Source organism: Kitasatospora sp. NPDC093558 (assembly GCF_040683475.1).
Classification (GTDB): Bacteria; Actinomycetota; Actinomycetes; order Streptomycetales; family Streptomycetaceae; genus Kitasatospora.
The window spans coordinates 1-2757 of the sequence record NZ_JBFBDY010000749.1; the positions used below are offsets into that span (position 1 = coordinate 1).

Genomic DNA, 2757 nt, shown 5'->3' on the forward strand with positions numbered 1-2757 from the left:
CCAGGGCGCGGAGCAGGTGGAGGAGGTTGAGCAGAGTGCTGACCGGCGCATTGCCGAAGTCGACCAGGATGCGGCCGTCGAGCGTGGCTTCGGGGCGGCGCGCTACGTCGGGCTGAGGCCGGCGGTGTGGGCGGCGGTGCGGAGGAGGCCGTGGAGCATCTCCGTCGTCAGGCGGCCGGTCTTCGTGTTGCGGGGGCTCACGTGGTAGCAGCCGTAGAGGTCGAGCGGCGGGCCGCCGTCGGTGGCGGGCAGGGTGACGTGGGCGGCGTGGCCGAACGCGGGGCGTGGCCGCGGGACCTCCCAGCCGGCGGCGGCCACGGCCGGGAGCAGGGCCTGCCAGGCGAAGCCGCCGAGCGCGACGACCGTGCGCACGGTGGGGCGCAGGAGCTCGAGTTCGCGGGTGATCCAGGGGCGGCAGGTGTCGCGCTCGGCTGTGGTCGGCTTGTTGTCGGGCGGGGCGCAGCGCACCGGGTCGGTGATGCGGACGCCGTACAGCTCCAGGCCGTCGCCGTGGCGCACGGATTCCGGGCGGTTGGCGAGCCCGAGCTCGTACAGTGCCGCGTACAGGAGGTCGCCGGAGGGGTCGCCGGTGAAGATGCGGCCGGTGCGGTTGGCGCCGTGGGCGGCGGGGGCGAGGCCGACGAGGACGAGTGGGGCGTCGGGCGGGCCGAAGCCGGGGATCGGGCGGGCCCAGTAGTCCCAGTCCTGGTAGGCGCGGCGCTTGGTGCGGGCGGTCTCCTCGCGCCACTCGACCAGGCGGGGGCAGGCGCGGCAGCCGGTGACGACACGGTCCAGGGCGGCCATCCCGCCGGCGCGGGCGGCGGCCTCGGCGGGGTGACGCGGGTGGCCGGGGTCGTCGGCGGGGGACAGCGGCATGGCGACGATCCTAGGGCCGGTCTTCGGTTTGTTGGTTCGGTCCGGCGGTGGCCGGGCAGGCGTAGCGTTGAATCATCTGCTCCGGCGGCCCCCGGTCGGTTCGGGTCGGCGACGGCCGGGACTGGCTGGTGCGCGAGGAGGCCGCGATGATCGTCGATGCGGTGCTGGGGGCGATCGGGGGGCTGGTGGGACTGGGGGCGATCTGGGCGGGCCTGAGCATCAGGGTGGTCCAGCAGTTCCAGAAGGGCGTGGTGTTCCGCTTCGGCCGGGTGCGGGAGGAGGTGCGCGAGCCGGGGCTGGTCGCGCTGATGCCGATCGCGGACAAGCTGCGCAAGGTCAACGTGCAGATCGTGACGATGCCGATCCCGGCGCAGGAGGGCATCACCCGGGACAACGTGACCGTGCGGGTGGACGCGGTGGTGTACTTCCGCGTCCTCGACCCGGTCCGGGCGACCATCAACGTGCAGGACTACAACTTCGCGATCTCCCAGGTCGCGCAGACCTCGCTGCGGTCGATCATCGGCAAGAGCGAGCTGGACGACCTGCTGGCCAACCGCGAACCGATCAACCAGGGGCTGGAGTTGATGATCGACAGTCCGGCGCTGGGCTGGGGCATCCAGATCGACCGGGTGGAGATCAAGGACGTCGCCCTGCCGGAGTCGATGAAGCGCTCGATCGCCCGGCAGGCGGAGGCCGAGCGCGAGCGCCGGGCGCGGATCATCACGGCGGACGGCGAGTACCAGGCGTCGGCCCGCCTCTCGGAGGCGGCCGCCGTGATGAGCTCGACCCCGGCGGCGCTCCAACTGCGGCTGTTGCAGACCGTGGTGGAGGTGGCGGCGGAGAAGAACTCGACACTCGTGCTGCCGTTCCCGGTGGAGCTGCTGCGCTTCCTGGACACGGCGACGGACGCCCAGCTGCGCTCCGCGCAGAAGGCGGTCGCGGAGACCGCGCACGCCGCGGTCGAGGAGGGCGCGCGGCAGCTCGAACTCCCGGAGCTGGAGGAGATCTTGAAGAAGTCGCCGCTGGAGGAGACCGAGCCGGCGGACAAGCGCTCCGAGCACGGCAAGGCGGCCTGAAGGCGGCCTGAGGGCGGCCCGACGGCGGTCCGACGGCCGCCCCGGTGGCGACCGTCGGCCGCCCGGACCACGATGGACAACGGGGACCGCAGGCACGTCAGGGAGGCCGACCATGACCAGAGCCAGCGACATCATGCACCCGGGCGTCGAGTGCATCCGCGAGCACGAGACGCTCGCCACCGCCGCCCGGATCATGCGGGACCGGGACGTCGGCGCGCTGCCCATCTGCGGCGAGAACCAGAAGCTGCTGGGCATCGTGACCGACCGCGACATCGTCCTCAAGTGCATCGCGGAGGGCCGGGACCCGGCCGCGGTGACGGCGGGCGAGGTGGCCGTCGGCAGGCCGATGACGGTGGAGGCGGACGAGGACGCGGAACAGGTGCTGCGGGTGATGGAGCAGTACCAGGTGCGCCGCCTGCCGGTGATCAACCACCCCGAGCACCAGCTGGTCGGGATGATCACCGAGGCGGACATCGCCCACGGGCTGCCGCAGGCCAGGCTGGCGGAGTTCGTGTCGGCGGTTTGCGCGGACGAACCGCCCGTCCACCCCGCGGTGACCGGGCCCGGTCAGGCGAGCGCGTAGACGGTGGTGGCGTGCGCGGCCGGCTCCTCGTCGCCCTCGGCGGTGAGCGTGATGTCGAGGAAGGCGATCCGCCGGCCGAGCTTGGTCACCCGGGCGTGCACCAGGACGTCCCGCTCGGCGACGGCGCGCTGGAAGGTCGTCGACTGCTGGACGGTGGTCATCGGCCCGAAGCCGCCACGGGCCGCCCGCCCGGCGCGACCACTCGCGCGGGGGGCGGGGGCC

The 2757-nt window shown here is 73.4% G+C and carries 4 protein-coding genes; 2 read left to right on the forward strand and 2 right to left on the reverse strand.

Features of this window, described 5'->3' with window-relative positions; translation table 11 throughout:
* Positions 1–102 precede the first annotated feature (102 nt).
* Positions 103–804 (reverse strand): uracil-DNA glycosylase, encoded by a 702-nt coding sequence (locus AB0O00_RS34660; RefSeq protein WP_363658639.1) that lies wholly within the window; start codon positions 802–804, stop codon positions 103–105.
* 218 nt (positions 805–1022) lie between these two features.
* On the opposite strand from AB0O00_RS34660, the gene AB0O00_RS34665 reads away from it, so the two are divergent.
* On the forward strand, positions 1023–1952 hold the full coding sequence (locus AB0O00_RS34665) for an SPFH domain-containing protein (protein ID WP_363658633.1): 930 nt from the start codon (positions 1023–1025) through the stop codon (positions 1950–1952).
* A 112-nt stretch (positions 1953–2064) separates the two neighbouring features.
* Entirely contained in the window at positions 2065–2535 is a 471-nt protein-coding gene (locus AB0O00_RS34670; protein WP_363658634.1) for a CBS domain-containing protein, read from the forward strand.
* Here the strand turns inward: AB0O00_RS34670 and AB0O00_RS34675 are convergent.
* A partial coding sequence (locus AB0O00_RS34675; protein ID WP_363658637.1) for a hotdog domain-containing protein occupies positions 2520–2757 on the reverse strand: 238 nt, incomplete at its 5' end. The genes AB0O00_RS34670 and AB0O00_RS34675 overlap by 16 nt on opposite strands.

Coding starts and splice junctions, on each gene's coding strand:
- AB0O00_RS34660 (WP_363658639.1), bottom strand. CDS start 804: ATGGCCGCCCTGGACCGTGTCGTCACCGGCTGCCGCGCCTGCCCCCGC.
- AB0O00_RS34665 (WP_363658633.1), top strand. CDS start 1,023: ATGATCGTCGATGCGGTGCTGGGGGCGATCGGGGGGCTGGTGGGACTG.
- AB0O00_RS34670 (WP_363658634.1), top strand. CDS start 2,065: ATGACCAGAGCCAGCGACATCATGCACCCGGGCGTCGAGTGCATCCGC.